Below are 18,031 nucleotides of genomic sequence, written 5' to 3'. Positions count from 1 at the left end.
TATGGTCAAAAAAATTAAAAGCAGCATGAATCACGTCGTATTGCTTGCCTATCTCGCCGTTATTCTGTTCCCGTTTCTTTTTGTTTTGTTCTCGTCTGTCAAAGCAAACAACGTGGAAATTGCAAGCAATCCGTTCGGGCTTCCGACGGAATTCAAATTCAGCAACTATGCCGAGGCTTGGGTCAACGCCAAAATAAGCACATACTTTCTAAACAGTCTGTACATTGCCGTTGTCGCCTCGGTCGTAACGATTCTAATCTCGTCGATGGCATCCTTTGCCTTGACGCGGATGCGGTTCAACAAGCTTAGCCCGTGGTTGTTCCAACTGATTCTGATCGGCATTCTCATACCGGGCAACGCCTTGCTGCTTCCTATTTATAATCTGATGCGGCAGTTTAACTTTCTTGATACGCATTGGGCGCTGTTGGTGCCTTATACGGCTAACGCGATTCCATTTACGATCGTCATCCTGACCGCTTTCATGCGTTCGCTGCCATCGGAAATTGAGGAAGCGGCTGTCGTGGATGGGTTGAGGGCTCCGTCCATATTTGCTAGAATTATAATGCCATTAACGGTTCCGGCCTTGGTAACCGTATTCATCGTTAATTTCTTGGGGAATTGGAATGAATTCTTGCTGGCTAACTATTTCTTGTCGGAAGATTCGCTCAAGACTCTTCCGGTCGGCATGGTCGGATTTCGGGACGCTTACAATATCAACTACGCTCAAATGTCGGCGGGGATTGTATACAGTGTCGTTCCGGTCATGGTCATTTATGCCATCCTGCAAGAGAAGATTATTGAAGGGTTGACGGCAGGCGGAGTTAAAGGCTAATTTACTCGGATGGAGCTGTGAAATGGGATGAACCTGCGCTTTAAGCTTATGACGGCATTTGTCACCCTCATTATCATTCCGCTCCTGCTGCTTGGCACGTTAACCTTCTGGATCGCGTTTCAAATGCTTGAAGAGAAATATAACCAGCAGGCGGAACTTTCGTTGAAAGCGACAGGCAAAAGCGTCAGTTATCTGTTCTCGGAATTGGACAGGGTAACCGACCTCGGCATAGGCAGCTCTGTGATTGAGGGCGCACTATCGGCCCGCAATCCGCGGGAACAAAACTTAGCCAAAGCCGATTTTTTGAAGCTGAACGCCAATCAGCGGAATTTCCGCTTGCTGCTATACAATCATCCATCGATCAACTTTGCTTATTTATACAATATCCGCAGTGATTCGAGCTGGCAACAAGTTGTTCCTATATTTGACAAGCAAGGGTTTAAAGCGCTTCCATTCGAACAATTTAAGCAGCATGAAATTTACGAGAACGTATTGAAGAGAAGAGGAGCCCCGTTATGGATTGGGCCCAATGAATACCCCGAGATTACGGGCAACGAAGACGGCTTCACCCAGATAAGAGTGATTAAGAGCATGAGCTCCATGCGGAATTTGGGCGTGCTCGTCGTGCAGGTGAAGAATTGGGAGCTGGATTCGATATTCAACAAGTTCCAATGGGATAATCCCAATTCTCCGCATTTCTATCTAGTGAATCGAAATGGAAGCATATTATACGAGAGCGGCAACGAACATAAGCTGAGCAATTTGCAGTCCGTCATTGAGCCTGTCGCTAACAGCACATCGCTGTACAACAGCTACAAGACCGATTTCAACGGGCAGGAAAGTCTCATTTCCACCTACAAATTAAAAGATTTCGATTGGTATATCGTCTCGGTGACATCATGGAAAATGCTGACGCAAGAGATGGTCGATTTCGGAATTTGGGTGGCAATTATTATGTTCGCCTGCGTCGTAGCGGCCCTGCTGTTCTTTCTCTTGTTCATGAACCGTATTACCAACTCTGTCAACCGGATCGTCAGGTTCATGCGCCGGGTTGAGACCGGGGAATTGAACGTTCGCGTGGAGGAAAAGGGCAATGACGAGATGACGACGCTTGCCAAAGGGTTCAACCAGTTGACCGAGCGAGTGTCTGAGCTCATCGACCAGGTCAAGCAGGAGCAGAAGCAGAAGAACATGGCGGAAATGCGCGTGCTGGAAGCCCAGATTAAGCCGCACTTCATCTTCAATACGCTCGAATCGATCAATGCCCTCGCCATTCAGAACGAAGGACGCAAAGTAAGCCAAATGGTCTACCGCCTCGGCAACATATTGCGGACCAGCATTCAGGACAAGGAAGAGATTACGATTCGGGAAGAGCTGGCATACTTGCGCAGTTATATGGAAATCCAGAAATTCCGCTTTGAAGATTTATTTAACTTTGAAATCGATGTTCCGGACGATATCTTGAATAATCAAATATTGAAGCTGACGCTGCAGCCTCTGGTGGAGAACAGCATTCAGCATGGGTTCGACGGAATTACGCATACAGGCTGGATACGCATTGCCGCTTACGATGACGCTGAACGAATTTATATCGATATTGAGGATAATGGATTAGGGATGTCGAATGAGCAGCTAAAGAAGTTCCAATATATGATGTCCGAAGAACAGAAAGCGTTGCTGCCGATCGCGGATCAAGCTTACAATACGGAGCGCAGGGGACTTGGCGTGCGCAGTGTGGCAGATCGTATCCGCATTCAATACGGCTCTCGCTATGGCTTGTTTATTTGTTCCGCCCCGAACATGGGGACGATAATCCGATGCATCATACCGAAATATGAACAGGGTGAAGCGGAATGAGTGTGAAAGCGTTATTGATCGATGATGAAATTCATATTTTGAACAATTTAAAAATGGTTATTCCTTGGGAAGAGCTAGCGGTAGAGATCGTTGGCATGGCGCGCAACGGAGCGGAGGGGCTCGATATCGTCCGTCAGCGAGATCCGGACCTTATTTTGTGCGATATTCGCATGCCTGTGATGGATGGCATGGAATTTCTGCGGGAAGTCCGTAAAATGGGCAGCGAGGCCGAAGTGATGATGCTGACCGGCTATCAGGAATTCGAGTACGCCCGAATTGCCTTGCAGCACGGCGTACGGGACTATATACTCAAGCCGATTAATTACGAGGAGTTGGAGCAGACCGTCCGTACGATTGCCAATCTCGTCCGTTCGCGGAAGCAGGAGAAGAACCGGTCGGAGCGGCGCTGGGGCAAGGTCATTAGTCTCGCTTACGAGAAAATGATGTTCGATGTCCTGATGGGCTTTTCCGCGGGAACTCCTCCGTACGTGATAGCAGATGACGGGCTTCAGGCCGATCAATTGGACTACGCGTTGCTGTTAATCGATCTGGACGGATATGTGCAGCATACCGTATCATGGAGTGATAACGAGCGTAAATTATGGAATTTTGCGGTGCGCAACGTCCTGCAAGACGCGATAAGCGATGAGCGGCTCGAATATGCGGTGCTGCAGATGCGCGAAGGGGAATGGTGCGTCTTGATGCAGTATTCCAAAGAGCGGTGCGAAGTCTCGCAAGAGGACATGGCTCGCTGGGCGCGATCCTTCCAGCGGGCGGTGCGCGAGCACGTCAAGCTAACGGTTAGCTTGGCTTGGGACAAAGGCCCGATTCAGCTTGCCTGTCTTGCCAATACGTATAAGCGGCTGCAGCGTTCCTTGGTGCTCTATCCCGACGACGAGCAGCTGGTGCAGGTGGACGAAGGGTCCAATGCGCGTCAAGCGGCATCCGTATCGGAGTGGCAGCTTGTTGAAGATATCGTATCGGGCATGAAGCAGAACGACAAAGGCAAGGTGGAGAAGAGCTTGCAATCGCTTCAATCCGGTCTGCTGTTAATGCCGGAGCAATCCGTGATGCGGGTCGAGAAATTTCTTCATTATGTCATCATTCATTTGCTGCGCGAGATGCGGGAGCTGGAGCTTGTCAGTTCCCAAGAAGAAGAAACGATGTGGAACAGGCTGCAGCACAGCGTCAGCGTCAAAGATTTGAACAATCTCATTACACAGCTGATCAATCATACGAAGGAACACGCGATGAACAAGAAATCGAGTGAACTGCTTATGATTTCTGCCAAGGATTACATTCACCGCAATCTGAGTTCAGATATCGGAATCGATGAAATCTCCGATTATCTCGGCATCAGCTGCAGCTATTTCAGCTTGTTATTCAAGACTCATTTCGGCGAGACATTCGTAGAATACGTTACAAAGCAGCGGATGAATCTTGCCAAGTCCATGCTGCGCATGACGGATAAGAGCATCACCCATATTGGGGCCTCAGTCGGATATTCGGAGCGCCGCTATTTTTCGAAGGTGTTCCAGAAGTATACGGGGATAACGCCGTCTGAATTTCGCGAGCAGCCCCTGTCTGCTGAACATAATCACGATTAAACAGATATCAGTAATAATTTCACGATAATATAGAGGATGGGATGAGTGGCATGAGCAATCGTCAATTAACGTTGGAACAGAAGATCGGCCAAATGGTAATGTGCGGCTTCCAAACTCCGGCTGTAAATACGGAGATTCGCACGCTGCTGGAAAAATACGAAGTAGGCGGTATCATCTATTTTCGCCGCAACGTCGAAAATCCGGAGCAAGTATGCCGTCTATCGAGTGAGCTGCAGTCGATTTCCCGGAAGCAGACCGATATTCCGCTCTTCATTTGCATTGACCAGGAAGGCGGCATGGTAGCGCGTATCGACTGGGACGAGATCACGCTCATTCCCGGCAACATGGCTATCGGTGCCACCCGCAGCGCGGAGCATGCATATGATGCGGCGAAAATTTGCGGAGAAGAGCTGCTTCGCATGGGCATCAACATGAACTTTGCGCCTAGCGTGGACGTCAACAACAATGCGAAAAATCCAGTCATCGGCGTCCGTTCTTACGGGGAGCGTCCTGACGTGGTCGCAGAGCTCGGGGCAGCGCAAATTCGCGGACTGCAGGATGCCAACGTGGCCGCGACGGCAAAGCATTTTCCGGGTCATGGCGATACGGCTGTCGATTCCCATCATGGCCTCGCGGCCGTGCCGCATAGCGAAGACCGTCTCATGTCGATCGAGCTGGCGCCGTTCATCCGCGCAATTAAAGAAGGCGTGGACTGCATCATGACCGCGCATGTCATGTTCCCTGCGTTCGAGCCGGATGACATTCCCGCTACGCTGTCCCGGAAAGTGCTGACCCAATTATTGCGCCAGCGTCTGGGGTTTGATGGAGTTATTGTAACCGACTGCCTCGAGATGCATGCCATCTCGAAGGAATTCGGCATCGCCGAAGGGGCGGTCAGAGCGGTCGAAGCCGGAGCGGACCTGGTGCTGATTAGCCATACATTCACAGAACAGGTGGCGGCAATCGAGGCCTTGATCGATGCGGTCCGTACCGGCCGTATCTCTGAATCCCAGATCGACGAATCCGTACACCGTCTGCTTGCCCTGAAGGAGAAACGCCAAATGAAGCAGCTTGCGGATGTAACGCCGGAGTTCGCTTCTTCGTTCGGAACGCCGGAAGCGAAGGCCGTCGTTGAGCGCATCTGTGCCGATAGCATTACGCTAGTGAAGGATGACAAGCAATGCTTGCCGATAGATCGGGAAGAGGCGACGCTCGTTATCTGGCCTGAAGTTCGCCAGCGTACGGAGGTCGATGAACCGATTACGCAGACCTTCACGGTGGCGACAGCGCTGCAGCCGCATGTGAAGCAAGTGACGGAGCTGCGCATCAGCACGTATCCGGACGCGGAAGAGGTTCGTGACACATTGGCGATGGCAGCGGAATATCGTCAAATTATTGTGCTGACGTATAATGCCGTGTCAATGCTGCATCAAGGGCAAGTCGATATCGTGGAAGGATTGCTCCGCGATACCGACAAACGGGTTATCGTCGCCTCCACGCGGAATCCGTACGATCTGAATCAGTTCCCGCAAGCACCGGCCTATCTGTGCTGCTACGAGAATCGTCCGGCTACGATGTCGGCCTTGGCGAATGTTCTCCTAGGCCGGCAAGAGGCCAATGGCAAGCTGCCGGTTACGATTTCTCCCGCATATCCATTCGGACATCGGGCTTAATACGGACATTGGCATTTCCGCTTTCCGTCACCGTTGAATTTAATAAAACCTACATCAAAAAAGATGTAGGTTTTATTTTTTAACAATTTCTTAACTTTTGCTGAAGAAAAACGATCGAAAGTAGAAACTTTTTATAAAGAGAAGCGTCTATAACTATGTTCAAACATACACAGAACGGAAACATAACTACACATACGAATATCTGATTGGGTGAGGAGTAGGACGTAAACATGAAATCTTGGAAACAGCTTTTCATTACCTGCGTAGCTGCAGTGCAATTCATTACCGTTATCCCTATCGTTGCGGCTGAAGGGAACGCGGCGGCAACGGATAATAACCAAGTAACAAACGGAACCATGCAAGAGGGAAGCGGCTCGATTCAGGGCGAAGTGAATGGCAGCGCTGATACGGATCAGGACACTGACGAAGTAAAGGACAACGTAAATGATAGCGGCAACAATTCAACGGGCAAGTCAGGGTTCGCAGATGGCGAAGCTGGCACAGATGTGCTCGTATTAATCGCAGATAGCAATCTGATGTATCAGAACGGCGTGGAATACAAATCTCCGCAGCCGATTACCGTGAAAAAGGGCGTCTCTTATATCGCACTGCGCTCTCTCGTCGAACGGTTTGGTTTGCAAGTGAACTACGACAGCAAGACGAAAGAAACGATTATTGCGAGCGGCGATAAAGAGCTTCGTTATAAAGTAGGCAGCAGCAGTTACCGGGTCAACGGACAAGCAACCAAAATGAGCGGCGCTTCCTATATGCAAGAAGGGACGTTCATGGTGCCGATCACGTCGGCCATGCAAGCATTCGACATGCCGTATCAATGGGATAACAAGACGAAGCGCATCACCATTCAATTAAGCGCTCCGCCAATCGCAAAATTCAGTGTCAACGAGCAGGAAATCTTCGCGAAGCAGACGCGGGTTACGGTCACCAATGAGTCCAAATCTCCACGCGGCCTGCAAATTGTCGAGGAAGAATGGACCGGCTTGCAAGACTATTACGATGAGCCTGGCACATACACGGTCTCGCTGCGCGTGCGCGACGAGCGCGGTGAATGGAGTGAGCCATACTCCGTGACGATTACGGTATTGAAGCCGAATGAACCGCCTGTGGCTGAATTCCAGACGGACAAAACGACGTACAAGATGGGTGAATACATTCGCTACCAGGATTTAAGCACGGATGATGACGATGTCGCCGATCTGAAGCGGGAATGGACGAACAACAAGCCGGCTTTCTTCGAACCGGGCGATCATACCGTTACGTTGAAGGTAACCGACAAATACGGTCTTTCCAGTGAAGTTTCGCACACCATCACGATTACGAGCGAGACGTTGTATACGTTCGACGAGTTCAACAAAGTGTATACTCCGGTTGGAGAAGTGTTTCCTTTTGACGGCGGATCCGCGCTTGGTTTGAAGCTGCTGCAGCCGGAGCTTACGGAAAATAACCGCAAGTTGTACCGTTCGAACAGTCCGGAGAATGTCAAAGACAATGGCATTCTGTACCAGGACAACGTGGCGGGCGGAGCCCGTATCTTTTTGCACCACATCAACAAAAAATCAAACAATCTTCAATTGTATATTTTGGTGAAAAACATTTCGGATGACCCTGCCGACTTCTATATCGAGCATTATGGATTGGCGGGCCCGAGCCCTTACCCGCAGCAAACGGGCAAGATGTCCACAGTACGCTACTTCGAGTCCTTCGAGAAAAACGACAAAGTGACCGAAATGCAAATTAAGCCCAATGAAACGAAGGTCGTTATTCCGGAATTGAATCAGCGCCCGCTCAAGCCTAACGATACGTATACGCTGTATGCTGATTTTCACGGCAGCACCACGTTGGAATATACCGTAGTTGCGCTGGATGCGGACAAAGACGTATTGACGGAATTGCCGAATCTGCAGCCGTTGGCTCCGGACGAACATATTCGCGGCACGTATACGAACGCGGATCGCAACTTTACGGTCAAGGAAGAAGTGGGCAAGGGCGAACGCCTGGTGTTCGCAGACAAGATTAACGATAAGGACCTTACGGGCACGGACATGCTGACGTACCAAGACATGGTCAACAAAGGGAACTTCGGCGTGCTGTACCGTGTGAAGCTGGAGAAGGTGGCACCACATACGCTCATCGCCTTCAACTCCCGTTCAGGTTCGTACTCCGGTGCGATGCTTGTAAACGGTCAGAAGGTGAACTCGCCGAATCAAGGATTGATTAAGGGCGTGGATGAAGCCAGCGTTGTATACCGGACGGGCGATTACGAAGAATCGGTGGAAATTCTGTTCACTCCGGCGGCAGGCAGCAATATGCCGGTGAACCTGCTCTTCCTCCCATTGCCAAAACCGCGCTCGTAATATATTGAATTGGAACTCATTCATTCATCATTCAAAGGACAGCTTAGCGGCTGTCCTTTTTGAATGGAAGACAGCGAAGATCGACGTCCTCCCTCGCCGACATCCGCACTGTACACGGTGCGTGCGTGAACTGCAAAAGTACATCTGTTACAGGCGTATTCCATCTTTTGGGGCTCTCCAACTGCAAAATTACATCTCATTTTCCTAAAAATCGCCATAAATCGAAAAAGACATAAATTCAAATGCGGATTTGCCGTTCAAGTGCCTGAAAATCGTTATAAAACGAAATTATAATGCACATTTACAGTTCATGAGCCTAACACTCGCTATTTTGTTATGAAATAGTCCAGGTTTATCATTAGGTTTGACTTTGCGCCAGCAATTAGAGCATTATAATAATAATCGGTTTGTTGCATACAGAGGAGGAACTTCGATGCTGACCACAGATCAGATACTCGAAAAAATGGCCGAGCAGGGGTTGCGAATAACGGATCAGCGTCGAACGTTGGCGAAGTTGTTCGCGGATACCGACGGCTTTCTGACCCCGAAGGATGTCTATGATTTCATGGGAAAACGCTATTCCGGACTTAGCTTCGACACCGTGTACCGCAATTTGCGCGTAATGCATGAATTAGGAGTATTAGAGCAGATTGTATTCGAAGATGGCGTGAAATTCCGCGTGCACTGTGCGGAAAGCCACCATCACCATCATATGATTTGCCTGCAATGCGAGAAGACGTATCCGATTCATTTTTGCCCGATGCCACTAACGGACGTGCCTGAGAAATTCCAGGTCGTTAAGCATAAATTTGAAGTGTTCGGATATTGCGAAGCTTGTTCGGACAAGGAACAGGAAGAGAAAGCGAAGGATGACGCGAAGGGCAATGCATCATGACTTCGAATTTGCCTGGGAACGGCGCGCCCTCTGCCTGTCCGCGATGGGTGACGAGAGCTTTTCAAGGTCCGGTGAGAGTATACCGCAAATGGATCTCGCCGCTTAAGCCTCCGACGTGCCGGTTCTATCCGACCTGTTCCGCTTATGCTTTGGAAGCGTTGGAGGTGCATGGGCCGCTCAAGGGCTCTTGGCTCACGATGAGGCGAATTGCCAGATGCCATCCCTTCAACCCCGGAGGCTTTGACCCGGTTCCGCCAAAGCGTCCTTGACAGGTGGACAATGGCTACGCTATATTGAGCATAGTTCCCTTTTTGTTATCCTATACATGGAAAATACAAAATCCGAAGAACGGATGAGTACGAAGAGCGTGCCATGACAGAGAGCCGGGATTGCTGCGAACCGGTATGGGAAGTCTTCCGAATATGGTCCGGGAGGAACCGCTTGCAAGTGCAGAATCGCTTCTGCATAAGCCTGCGGCGCGTCATTCTCGATATCGAATGGTTGGTCGGCTCAACCGGCCACAATGAAGCTGTCGCTGTTGATTCCCACGCCGTCGTACCGGCGTAATCGAAGCGGCAGAAAGTTGGGTGGTACCACGTGAGATTAAGCTCTCGTCCCAAAGCGGACGCGGGCTTTTTTTATTTTTGCTAGGAGGCTGTTATGATGACAAAGGCAGACAAGACGTTCTATATTACGACCCCGATTTATTACCCGAGCGACAAGCTCCATATCGGCCATGCGTACACGACTGTAGCAGGTGACGCGATGGCCCGCTATAAGCGGCTCCGTGGCTTTGACGTCCGTTATTTGACGGGGACGGATGAGCATGGACAGAAGATTGAGCGCAAAGCAGGGGAAAGCGGCAAAACGCCGCAGCAATTCGTTGACGATATCGTTAGCGGAATCAAGGAGCTGTGGGGAAAGCTCGACATCTCGTATGACGATTTTATCCGCACGACCGAAGAGCGGCACAAGAAGGTCGTGCAGGACATTTTTGACCAATTGCTGCAGCAAGGCGACATATACAAAGGCACGTACGAAGGCTGGTATTGCACGCCTTGTGAAGCATTCTTCACCGAACGCCAGCTAGAGAACGGCAACTGTCCGGACTGCGGCCGGCCGGTCGAGCTGGTGAAGGAAGAGAGCTATTTCTTCCGCATGAGCAAATATGCGGATCAACTGTTGGCTTATTATGAAGCTCATCCCGATTTCATTCAGCCGGAGTCCCGCAAAAATGAAATGATTAACAACTTCATTAAGCCAGGGCTGGAAGATTTGGCGGTATCCCGCACATCGTTCGATTGGGGCGTCAAAGTAAAGGGCGATCCTAAGCATGTCGTCTATGTATGGATCGATGCTTTGTCGAACTACATTACAGCGCTCGGATATGGCACAGAAAAGCCGGAGCTGTACGAGAAGTTTTGGCCTGCGGACGTGCATCTGGTCGGCAAGGAGATTATCCGCTTCCATACGATTTATTGGCCGATTATGCTGATGGCGCTTGGACTGCCGCTGCCGAAGAAGGTGTTCGGTCACGGCTGGCTGCTGATGAAGGACGGCAAAATGTCCAAGTCCAAAGGCAATGTCGTCGATCCGGTCATGCTGATTGACCGTTACGGGCTGGATGCGCTGCGCTATTACTTGCTGCGCGAGGTTCCGTTCGGCTCGGATGGAACGTTCACGCCGGAAGGCTTCGTGGAGCGCGTTAACTTCGACTTGGCCAATGACCTTGGCAACCTGCTGAACCGCACCGTCGCCATGATCGATAAATATTTCGGCGGACACATTCCGGCCTATCAAGGGCAAATAACGGCATTTGACGGGGAATTGGCCAACGTTGCGGCGCAAACGGTGGATAAAGTGGAAGCGGCTATGGAGAACATGGAATTTTCCGTGGCGTTGACCGCGATCTGGCAGTTCATTAGCCGGACGAACAAATATATCGATGAGACGCAGCCTTGGGTGCTCGCGAAGGATGAGGCGAAGGCCGGCGAGCTGGCGTCAGTGATGACGCATTTGGCGGAAAGCCTGCGTATCGCGGCGATTCTCCTGCAGCCGTTCTTGACGCAAGCTCCTGCCAAAGTATGGGCGCAGCTTGGGCTGCAAGCCGGTGACAGCACCGAATGGGATGCGGCGCGCACGTTAGGCGTAATCGCCGGCGGCACGAAGGTAGTTAAAGGGGAACCTATCTTCCCGCGTCTTGAGGTAGAAACGGAAGTCGCTGCCATTGCCGAAGCGATGAGCGGAGGCAAAAAAGACGGAGAAGCGCCTGCAGGCGCGCCAGAGGCCGCGGCGGAGAAGGCGCCGTCTGATACGAAGCCGGAAGCAAGCACACCAGAGGATGCAAAGGCAGAGATTGCGATCGACGATTTCGCGAAGGTGGAGCTGCGCGTCGCCCAAGTCACGCACTGCGAGCCGGTGCCTAAGGCCGATAAGCTGCTTCGCTTAGAGCTTGATCTCGGCTACGAGCAACGCCAGGTCGTATCCGGCATTGCGCAATATTATAAGCCTGAGGAGCTCGTGGGCCGCAAAGTGATTTGCGTGGTGAACCTGAAGCCGGTCAAGCTGCGCGGCGTACTGTCTCAAGGCATGATTTTGGCGGCATCCAAGGATGGCCAATTGACGCTCGCCATGGTTCCGGACAGCATGCCAAACGGCGCGATCGTGAAGTAGAAGCATAGTTGACGCACATGCTGCTGTTCCATTGCACGAAATGCAATGGCGGACAAGGCATGGGGCGATAGATACGGAGAAGAGCGGCCCATAAGAAAGAGGCTGTTCCTCAGGTCCTTCAGACCTGCCGGGACAGCCTCTTTTGCATGCAATGCGATTCGTATTGCTAGTTCATAAAGAACAGCACGAGCAATCCGGCAAAGACGCAGTACAAGGAGAACCATTTCAGATTGCCGCGCGCCATCAGGCCCATGAACCATTTCAATGCAAAGTAGGAAGCGACGAAGGAACAAATAAAAGCAAGCAAATAAGGCCCGATCAATTGACCCAGCATCGGGTCCTTTATCATGTCTTTTCCTTCAAGAATCATGCTGCCCAGACTGACCGGGATGTAGAGGAAGAAAGAAAAGCGCAGCGCCGTTTCCTGCTTCCAGCCCAATGCCATCGCAGCTACAATCGTGGCCCCGGAGCGGCTGATTCCGGGAATGAGCGCAACGGATTGCGCCAAACCTACAATGAACGTTTCCCCAAAGGACAAGTCTTTATCCCCTTTGCGCCCGCGCAAATTGCGGATGAGCCATAATGCGAGAGCGGTGATGAGCAGAGTGGCCCCGATAATCTTTACTCCTTTGAATACATCGGCAATCGTATCCTTGAATAAGACACCTATAACGCCTGCAGGAAACGTGGCCAGAATCAAATAGATGACAAACATAAAGTCCGATTTTGCATCTGGATCGCGCTTGAACATAAATCGGAACGTATTTACAGCAAGCCTGACAATATCTTGGCGATAAATGAGCAAAATAGCTAGCAAGGATGCAAAGTTGACGAGCACTTCAAAGCCAAGCCCTTCCATATGTAATCCAAACAATTTTTCGGCAATTACCAAGTGACCGCTGGACGATACCGGAATCGGTTCCGTGAACCCCTGCACCAGGCCGAGCACGGCATATTTAAGCCAGTCTAACCATTCCAAAAATCTTCACTCCCTATTTAATAATTGCTTGTCTGCTAGGTTAAGAGACACGTTACCATCTTATAATCGCCGCTGGATAGTTGTCAAAGCGGGGAGGACAATGGATTCAAAAATAGGGGATTGACAAAGGAATTAACCGTGCCTATAATCTTAATAGTAATAATTACGAAGAAGAACGATCCTTACTTCACTGGCACCGCTATGCAGGGGAGAAGAAATTAGAGGAATGGAAAGGAAGTTAAGCAATGAAACTACGTACTTCTACCCACATTCGTAAACTGGCATTGTTGGCGTGCGCCTTCCTGATCGTGCTGGCCGGGTGCGGAAACGGCGCTCAGCAGGGCATCGTCGAGGGCAAGGTCAATGTCGTTACGAGCTTTTATCCCATTTATTATATGGTCGGCGAAATCGGCGGCGAGCATGTAAATGCCATTAATTTAATACCGGCCGGAGTCGAGCCGCATGATTGGACGCCAAAAAGCCGCGATTTGCAAAATGCATCGAAGTCGCAGCTGCTTATGGTGAACGGAGCCGGATTTGAAGGCTGGCTGGATGATTTCGTCAAAGGATTGGATTCCGGTTCGCAGGTTAAGACGATTGAGGTAAGCAAGGGCGTTGCGCTCATTGAAGCGGACGGCGCCCATGAAGAATCCGAAGAACACGCGCATGAGGAAGGTCACGGGGAGAGTCACGAAGAAGGCCATGAAGAGAATCATGACCATGACCATGGCAGCACAGACCCTCACACATGGGTGAGCCCAAAATCGGCGCTCGTGATGGCGAAAAATGTGAAAGATGCGCTGGTGCAGGAAGATGCGGCGCACCAAGCTGATTACGAGAGCAATTATGACAAGCTGAAATCGAAGCTGGAAGCTATCGACGCGAAATACGAAGAGTCGTTGAAAAATGTCAAACATCGCGATATCGTCGTTTCCCACCATGCCTTCGGATACTTATGCCGTGATTATGGATTGACCCAGCACGCAATTATGGGGATTACGCCGGATGCTGAACCAAGAGCGCAAGATTTGCTGCGGTTATCGAAGCTGGTTCAGGAGAAAGGGCTTAAGTACGTATTTTTCGAAGAGCTCGTATCGGATCAATTGGCTAAAACATTGGCAAGCGAAGCGAAAGCCGATATTTTGGTGCTGAGCCCGCTTGAAGGGCTGACAAAAGAACAGGCGGATGCGGGCGATAACTATTTGACGTTGATGGAACGCAATTTGCAAAATCTCCTTCTCGCGTTACAATAAGAATGGACGTTCAGCGAGGTCTCTTATACAGCTTGAACGAGGAAGCGAGATGAAACAAGGATGAATACGATTGACACCTGTCATGAGCAGGTGATTTCATTAGAGCACGTAGGATTTGGATACGAAGGTCAGCAAGTATTTGAAGATGTGAATTTCTCGGTATATGAACGGGATTTCGTCGGTGTCATCGGAACGAACGGTGCGGGCAAGACCACGCTGCTCCGCTTGTTGGTCGGCCTGCTTCGTCCGACGTCGGGCGAGGTCAAGCTATTCGGCACACCGCTTCAACGGTTCAAAGAGTGGGAGCGGATCGGTTATGTTCCGCAGAAAAATTCGTTCAATCCGCTTTTTCCGGCTACCGTTATGGAAGTGGTGCAGTCCGGAATGTACAACCGGAGCCGGTTGTTCCGGCGCTTGACGAAGGAAGACATGAGCCGGACGAAGGACGCATTGCGTGCGATGCGGATCGAGGACTTGGCACAGAAGCGCATTGGACAGTTGTCAGGCGGGCAGCAGCAGCGCGTATTTCTCGCCAGAGCGATGGTGAACAAGCCGGAGCTGCTTATTCTAGATGAGCCGACGGTTGGCATCGACGCACAGACGCAGAAGGAATTTTTCAATCTATTACAGCATCTTCACGAGCATCATCATATGACGTTCATCATGGTATCGCACGATCTGGACCTGGTCAATTCGTGGCTCGGCAGCGATCCGAAGGGAACGTGCGGCAAGCTTAATTTCTATGTCAAGCATTCGCATAACGTGGAGTGTGCGGAACCGGATTTAACACACGGCGTGCTCAGTTGAGAGTAGCGCCGTGTTGCACTTGACTTGCATTAAAGAGGTAGTTCAAAAAGCCACCTTTTGATCACGAAGTATCTTAAATGTTGTGATTGGCATCGAATCTTGCATTCACCCTTTAAGTCCGGTGCTCATGTAGTCTTGCCTACACTCCGCTCCTCCTTACAAGTTTTGCGGAGCAAAACGCGCTGCGGAAGCATACGCTTCGGGTTCTTGCAATCTTCTCGGTGCTGAAAAGTGGTCTTTTTGAACCTTCATTTAAAGGGGTAGTTACGATTGTTGGATATTATCAGTTCCGAATTTTTTCAACGGGCGCTTATCGGTGGTTTGCTCATCGGAGTGACCGGGCCGTTAATGGGGATGTTTCTGGTGCTGCGCCGTTTGTCGATGATCGGCGACACGCTGGCGCACGTGACGATAGCCGGCGTTGCGCTCGGTTTTTTGCTCGGTGTATACCCTCTGGCCATGGGGATCGTCTTTGCGCTTCTCGGCGCGATCGCGATTGAAAAGCTGCGCAAGGCGTATAAAACCTATGCCGAGTTGTCCATCGCGGTCATTATGTCAGGCGGGGTAGCGCTGGCATCGCTCTTTTTCACGCTTGGGATGAGCTTTAATGCGAATGTAACCAACTATTTATTCGGAAGCATCTATACGTTGAACAGCACAGACTTGACGGTCGTTGGCGCCGTTACGGCCATCGTCATTATATTTATGCTTGTCTTCTTCAAAGAGATGTTCATGCTGACGTTCGACGAGGATGCGGCAGCGGTCAATGGCTTACCGGTACGCTGGCTCAATATCGCCGTTACGGTGCTCACCGCACTTGTCATCAGCGCAGCGATTAAGATTGTGGGGGCTCTGCTCGTATCCGCATTGCTGACCATCCCGGTCGCCACGAGCCTGTTAGTCGCCAAAGGCTTTAAACAGGCGGTCATGACGTCTGTATTGGTGGCGGAGTTCGCCGTCGTTGCCGGATTGCTGACCGCAGGTATTTGGAATTTGGCGCCAGGGGCAACGATTGTCCTTCTGCTCATCGCCGTGTTAATATTAACCTTAGTGATACGCCGCGGGGTCAAAGTATAACGGCGCTTGCATGACGAAATGCAGCTCCATGCAAGCGTGAGCGAGAGGAGTCGGTTTCGATGGCGGATATTACGGTATGGATTGCATTTTGGGCGGGAGTGGTATCATTTATTTCTCCTTGCTGCTTGCCGTTGTATCCTTCGTATATCTCGATTATTACCGGGATGTCGGTCAATGAGTTGAAGAGTGAGCAGAACACGCGCGCAGTCAGATGGAAGACGATGACGCACACGCTGTTCTTCATACTCGGGATTAGCGTTGTGTTCTATACGTTAGGGCTGAGCGCCACCTTCTTGGGATCCTTTTTGTCTCAATACCGGGACGTGGTGCGGCAAATTTCGGCGATTTTGATTTTGGTGATGGGTCTCATTTTGCTTGGCATATTCAGGCCGCAGATGCTGATGAAGGATTGGAAATTCAATGTCGGCAAAAAAGGAGGCTATTTCGGATCGTTCCTATTCGGAATGGGCTTCTCGGCGGGCTGGTCCCCATGTGTAGGGCCGATTTTGGGGGCTATTTTCTCTTTGACCGCCTCAGAGCCCAGCATGGGCATCGTCATGACGACCGCTTACTGCATCGGATTCGGTGTGCCGTTTTTTATTTTATCGTTCTTTATCGGTTCGACCCGTTGGCTTACGAAATATTCCGGAATCATGATGAAATTAGGCGGCGGCATCATGATTATTATGGGAATACTGCTCTTTACCGATCATTTGAACCAGATCAACATCTGGCTGCAGCAAATTACGCCGGATTGGTTGCGAAATCTTACATAAGAAACGGTACCGTGTGCGTCCTCCCATAGTGAGCACACGGTTTTTTATTCATCAAGTAAAATACAAGATCCGGGAAGTCGGAAAATGCTCGTAAATTTGTTCCGATATCAACGTTTTTAACGCGCCGGCCTTCTCATCTGGATACACGTATTTCCCTTGTCCCCAGCGGCCCCACTTGTACTTTCGCTCCTCTTCCTTCATTTCGAGCTTGCTTTTCGGATACCGCTTCTCAATGACGGATTTGGCTGTCTTCGTATAGCGGTGCTGAATCAGCTCAAATGTCAAATCCCGCTTCGCTTCTTCCGGCAGCGATTCCGCTAACCGCTTAATAAGCGTTCTGTAGCCTTCCTCCCAGCCGTTGTACCAATAAATTGGCGCAATGATAAAGCCTAATGGATAACCGGCGCGGGCGATTTTGCCAGCGGCCTCGATGCGTTCCTCGAACCGAGAGGTTCCAGGCTCGAACTGGCGTATGACATCATCCGCATTCACGCTGAAGCGGACATCTGTACGGCGATTATGATGCAGATCGAGCAGCGGTTCTACGTTGTGATACTTCGTAACGAAGCGGAGGCGTCCGAATTCCTCCTGCGCCATTTTTTCAATGAGCTCGGACAAGCTGCCCGTAATGTGCTCGACGCTTAAAGGATCGGACGTACAGGAAGCCTCGAACCTCGTAACTTCGGGCTTTCCTTCTTCAATATAACGCTTTGCCGCGCTCCATACGTCATCTGTATTGACATATACCCGTATATACGGCTTGGCTCCGAGCGTCGTTTGCAAATAACAATAATGGCAATGGCCAATGCAGCCGGTACCGATAGGAATTGCATATTCGGCCGACGGCTTGGATTGATCGAACTTTAATGTTTTGCGGACGCCGACGACAAGCGTGCGTTTGGCGATTCGATATTGCTCTACCTCGGTTTCACCCGGGAAATTGGTAATGCGATTATGAGAGGTGGTCATTTGATGCTCAATCCCTTGCGCCTTGACCCAAGCCATAATTTGCTTTCCTTTGGGATAATCTAACGCTCCCGGTTCGAAATAGACGAGCTCCGGCACGAATTTCACCGTGGCGCGAGGAGTGCGGCTCTTCGTGGCGGATGACGGAACAACCTTCTCGGTCGGCATGGTATCCTCCCTTCCTGTAGCACAATGTGCAGTCCGATATAGTTTGTGTATTACACGAAGCGAATCGACTGGTAAATGCCGTATTTTCGGGTAAGG

At 50.5% G+C, this 18,031-nt stretch carries 15 protein-coding genes; 13 read left to right on the top strand and 2 right to left on the bottom strand.

Going from position 1 to position 18,031, the window contains the following annotated elements:
- Position 1 precedes the first annotated feature (1 nt).
- The 9 genes from JSQ80_RS00580 (at position 2) to metG (ending at position 11,909) form a co-directional block, all read left to right on the top strand.
- A complete protein-coding gene (locus tag JSQ80_RS00580) occupies positions 2 to 832 on the top strand; it encodes a carbohydrate ABC transporter permease (RefSeq protein ID WP_087433716.1) in 831 nt (276 codons plus the stop codon).
- 27 nt (positions 833 to 859) lie between these two features.
- Positions 860 to 2,689 carry a sensor histidine kinase gene (locus tag JSQ80_RS00575; RefSeq protein WP_087433717.1) on the top strand — a complete coding sequence of 610 codons (1,830 nt, stop codon included), beginning with the start codon at positions 860 to 862 and terminating at the stop codon, positions 2,687 to 2,689.
- Positions 2,686 to 4,296, top strand: coding sequence for a response regulator transcription factor (locus JSQ80_RS00570; RefSeq protein WP_206093948.1), 1,611 nt, complete (start codon positions 2,686 to 2,688; stop codon positions 4,294 to 4,296). The genes JSQ80_RS00575 and JSQ80_RS00570 overlap by 4 nt, the downstream gene beginning before the upstream one ends.
- 50 nt (positions 4,297 to 4,346) lie before the next feature.
- On the top strand, positions 4,347 to 5,969 hold the full coding sequence (gene nagZ, locus JSQ80_RS00565) for a beta-N-acetylhexosaminidase (RefSeq protein ID WP_206093947.1): 1,623 nt from the start codon (positions 4,347 to 4,349) through the stop codon (positions 5,967 to 5,969).
- A 230-nt stretch (positions 5,970 to 6,199) separates the two neighbouring features.
- On the top strand, positions 6,200 to 8,341 hold the full coding sequence (locus JSQ80_RS00560; protein ID WP_206093946.1) for a stalk domain-containing protein: 2,142 nt from the start codon (positions 6,200 to 6,202) through the stop codon (positions 8,339 to 8,341).
- A gap of 433 nt (positions 8,342 to 8,774) precedes the next feature.
- Positions 8,775 to 9,236 carry a Fur family transcriptional regulator gene (locus tag JSQ80_RS00555; protein WP_087433721.1) on the top strand — a complete coding sequence of 154 codons (462 nt, stop codon included), beginning with the start codon at positions 8,775 to 8,777 and terminating at the stop codon, positions 9,234 to 9,236.
- On the top strand, positions 9,233 to 9,505 hold the full coding sequence (gene yidD, locus JSQ80_RS00550) for a membrane protein insertion efficiency factor YidD (RefSeq protein WP_206093945.1): 273 nt from the start codon (positions 9,233 to 9,235) through the stop codon (positions 9,503 to 9,505). The genes JSQ80_RS00555 and yidD overlap by 4 nt, the downstream gene beginning before the upstream one ends.
- A 172-nt stretch (positions 9,506 to 9,677) precedes the next feature.
- The gene (locus JSQ80_RS29370) at positions 9,678 to 9,803 is read left to right on the top strand and encodes a hypothetical protein (protein WP_272491056.1); all 126 of its coding nucleotides are present in this window, start codon (positions 9,678 to 9,680) and stop codon (positions 9,801 to 9,803) included.
- A gap of 96 nt (positions 9,804 to 9,899) precedes the next feature.
- On the top strand, positions 9,900 to 11,909 hold the full coding sequence (metG, locus tag JSQ80_RS00545; RefSeq protein ID WP_206097423.1) for a methionine--tRNA ligase: 2,010 nt from the start codon (positions 9,900 to 9,902) through the stop codon (positions 11,907 to 11,909).
- A gap of 166 nt (positions 11,910 to 12,075) precedes the next feature.
- Here metG and JSQ80_RS00540 read toward each other — a convergent pair whose 3' ends face one another.
- Positions 12,076 to 12,888, bottom strand: a complete 813-nt coding sequence (locus JSQ80_RS00540; RefSeq protein WP_206093944.1) for an undecaprenyl-diphosphate phosphatase — start codon at positions 12,886 to 12,888, stop codon at positions 12,076 to 12,078.
- Between the two features lie 245 nt (positions 12,889 to 13,133).
- Between JSQ80_RS00540 and JSQ80_RS00535 the strand changes: the two genes are divergently transcribed.
- The 4 genes from JSQ80_RS00535 to JSQ80_RS00520 all read left to right on the top strand — a co-directional run bounded on the left by JSQ80_RS00535 (position 13,134) and on the right by JSQ80_RS00520 (position 16,801).
- Entirely contained in the window at positions 13,134 to 14,141 is a 1,008-nt protein-coding gene (locus JSQ80_RS00535; protein ID WP_206093943.1) for a metal ABC transporter substrate-binding protein, read from the top strand.
- A 60-nt stretch (positions 14,142 to 14,201) separates the two neighbouring features.
- A complete protein-coding gene (locus tag JSQ80_RS00530; protein ID WP_087433725.1) occupies positions 14,202 to 14,948 on the top strand; it encodes a metal ABC transporter ATP-binding protein in 747 nt (248 codons plus the stop codon).
- Positions 14,949 to 15,221: 273 nt separating this feature from the next.
- Positions 15,222 to 16,025, top strand: coding sequence for a metal ABC transporter permease (locus JSQ80_RS00525; RefSeq protein ID WP_087433785.1), 804 nt, complete (start codon positions 15,222 to 15,224; stop codon positions 16,023 to 16,025).
- A gap of 59 nt (positions 16,026 to 16,084) precedes the next feature.
- Complete coding sequence (locus JSQ80_RS00520; protein WP_087433726.1) at positions 16,085 to 16,801, top strand: cytochrome c biogenesis CcdA family protein; 717 nt, start codon at positions 16,085 to 16,087, stop codon at positions 16,799 to 16,801.
- A 51-nt stretch (positions 16,802 to 16,852) separates the two neighbouring features.
- On the opposite strand, the gene splB is transcribed toward JSQ80_RS00520, so the two are convergent.
- Positions 16,853 to 17,935: a spore photoproduct lyase gene (gene splB / locus JSQ80_RS00515; protein ID WP_240463432.1), complete on the bottom strand. Its 1,083-nt coding sequence runs from the start codon at positions 17,933 to 17,935 to the stop codon at positions 16,853 to 16,855.
- Positions 17,936 to 18,031 lie beyond the last annotated feature (96 nt).

Origin of the sequence: Paenibacillus apiarius (assembly GCF_017052585.1) — a bacterium.
GTDB lineage: Bacteria > Bacillota > Bacilli > Paenibacillales > Paenibacillaceae > Paenibacillus_B > Paenibacillus_B apiarius.
Note: the sequence above shows the minus strand (reverse complement) of the source record. Positions and strands in the feature narration are given on the sequence as shown.

Excerpts from the sequence above, each read along its gene's own strand:
- splB (WP_240463432.1), bottom strand. The coding sequence starts at position 17,935 with ATGCCGACCGAGAAGGTTGTTCCGTCATCCGCCACGAAGAGCCGCACT.
- JSQ80_RS00580 (WP_087433716.1), top strand. The coding sequence starts at position 2 with ATGGTCAAAAAAATTAAAAGCAGCATGAATCACGTCGTATTGCTTGCC.
- JSQ80_RS00570 (WP_206093948.1), top strand. The coding sequence starts at position 2,686 with ATGAGTGTGAAAGCGTTATTGATCGATGATGAAATTCATATTTTGAAC.
- JSQ80_RS00555 (WP_087433721.1), top strand. The coding sequence starts at position 8,775 with ATGCTGACCACAGATCAGATACTCGAAAAAATGGCCGAGCAGGGGTTG.
- JSQ80_RS00520 (WP_087433726.1), top strand. The coding sequence starts at position 16,085 with ATGGCGGATATTACGGTATGGATTGCATTTTGGGCGGGAGTGGTATCA.
- JSQ80_RS00530 (WP_087433725.1), top strand. The coding sequence starts at position 14,202 with ATGAATACGATTGACACCTGTCATGAGCAGGTGATTTCATTAGAGCAC.
- nagZ (WP_206093947.1), top strand. The coding sequence starts at position 4,347 with ATGAGCAATCGTCAATTAACGTTGGAACAGAAGATCGGCCAAATGGTA.
- yidD (WP_206093945.1), top strand. The coding sequence starts at position 9,233 with ATGACTTCGAATTTGCCTGGGAACGGCGCGCCCTCTGCCTGTCCGCGA.
- metG (WP_206097423.1), top strand. The coding sequence starts at position 9,900 with ATGACAAAGGCAGACAAGACGTTCTATATTACGACCCCGATTTATTAC.
- JSQ80_RS00575 (WP_087433717.1), top strand. The coding sequence starts at position 860 with ATGAACCTGCGCTTTAAGCTTATGACGGCATTTGTCACCCTCATTATC.
- JSQ80_RS00535 (WP_206093943.1), top strand. The coding sequence starts at position 13,134 with ATGAAACTACGTACTTCTACCCACATTCGTAAACTGGCATTGTTGGCG.
- JSQ80_RS00560 (WP_206093946.1), top strand. The coding sequence starts at position 6,200 with ATGAAATCTTGGAAACAGCTTTTCATTACCTGCGTAGCTGCAGTGCAA.